This window comes from Variovorax sp. E3, from assembly GCF_016082275.1.
Taxonomy (GTDB): Bacteria; Pseudomonadota; Gammaproteobacteria; order Burkholderiales; family Burkholderiaceae_C; genus Variovorax.
The window spans coordinates 1-1,287 of the sequence record NZ_MOWM01000332.1; the positions used below are offsets into that span (position 1 = coordinate 1).

General features: G+C 73.0%; 3 protein-coding genes. All 3 read left to right on the plus strand.

All coding sequences use genetic code 11. The annotated features are described in order from the left end of the window. Positions 1 to 319 precede the first annotated feature (319 nt). Positions 320 to 457 (plus strand): hypothetical protein, encoded by a 138-nt coding sequence (locus BMG07_RS40630; RefSeq protein WP_198089203.1) that lies wholly within the window; start codon positions 320 to 322, stop codon positions 455 to 457. 63 nt (positions 458 to 520) lie between these two features. Continuing rightward, complete coding sequence (locus tag BMG07_RS40635; protein WP_198089204.1) at positions 521 to 1,021, plus strand: sigma-70 family RNA polymerase sigma factor; 501 nt, start codon at positions 521 to 523, stop codon at positions 1,019 to 1,021. A 17-nt stretch (positions 1,022 to 1,038) separates the two neighbouring features. Beyond that, a partial coding sequence (locus tag BMG07_RS40640) for a FecR/PupR family sigma factor regulator (RefSeq protein ID WP_198089205.1) occupies positions 1,039 to 1,287 on the plus strand: 249 nt, incomplete at its 3' end.

Sequence of the window (1,287 nt, forward strand, 5' to 3'; positions counted from 1 at the left end):
CCTTCGACGGCCACCGGCCCCGCCGCCCGGCCCCGCGTGCTGCAGTGCCGCGCGATCGCCGAGCGGCACGGCGCGCGCATCTACACCGCGCCCTCGCCGCTGGGCGGCGACTGCCTCACGCTGCGCTTTCCGCTGCACGGCGGGCGCGACACACACACGGCCGCCACGCGCCCCTGACGCCGATGCTCCACACCTACACCCTGTCCATCCCCATGACGACGACACACACCACGCCGCAGCACGCCCCCGCGCTGCCCTTGCTGTCCCGCCTGCTGGACGGGTGCTGCCTCGCTGCGCCACCGCCGGCCTCGCGCTCGCCATGCACCTCTGCGCCGACGAGGACAAGGCCCGCGAAGCCGACGCCAGCCGCGCCACGCTGGCCCCCATCATGCGCATCACCTCCTACGTCGCGACGCGGGCGATCCGGAAGCCCGGGCCCGGCCTGTCAAACCGGTGAGATAAATTCATGCCCGCGACATTCGCCGCCTTTGCAGGCACCCCGCCTTCACCGCCCTCCCCCATGCCGGACCGCCCCAACTCCCGCAACGTCGAAACGCTCTATGGCGAGCACCACGGCTGGCTGGTCGGCTGGCTGCGCCGCAAGCTCGGCCACGCGGGCGACGCCGCCGACCTTGCGCAGGACACTTTCCTGCGCGTGCTGGGCCGCCCGCGCGAAGTGACCGAGGTGCGCGAGCCGCGCGCCTGGCTCACCACCATCGCCCACGGCCTGGTGGTCGACCATGTGCGCCGCCGCACGCTGGAGCGCGCCTGCCTCGAAGCCATCGCGGCCCTGCCCGAGCAGCAAGCGCCGTCGCCCGAGACGCAGCTGCTGCTGGTCGAGGCGCTGGTGCGCATCGACACCATGCTCGACGGCTTGCAGCCCAAGGCCCGCAGCGCCTTCCTGCTCTCGCGGCTCGACGGCCTGGGCCATGCCGAGATCGCACAGCGCCTGAACGTGAGCCTGAGCTCGGTCGAAAAATACATGGCGACCGCGATCCGCCACTGCCTGGCCCTGCGATGAAAACCCCCTTTCCTTCCTTGTCCCAAGGCCACGACACCGGCACACCCGCCGAGCTGCTCGACCAGGCCATCACCTGGGCCGTGCGCCTGGGCTCCGGCAGCGCCGACCGAAAAATCCGCGACGCCTGCGGCGCATGGCGCGCCGCGCACCCCGCGCACGAGGCCGCCTGGCAGCAGGTGCAGTCGGTGGAAGACGCCTTTCGCCAGGTACCGCCGATGGGCGCCGGCGGCGGCGCGCTGGCCCACGGCGCGCTGCAGGCCGCCACC

Bases quoted from the DNA above. Each gene is read 5' to 3' on its own strand.
- BMG07_RS40635 (WP_198089204.1), top strand. From the start codon at position 521: ATGCCGGACCGCCCCAACTCCCGCAACGTCGAAACGCTCTATGGCGAG.
- BMG07_RS40630 (WP_198089203.1), top strand. From the start codon at position 320: ATGCACCTCTGCGCCGACGAGGACAAGGCCCGCGAAGCCGACGCCAGC.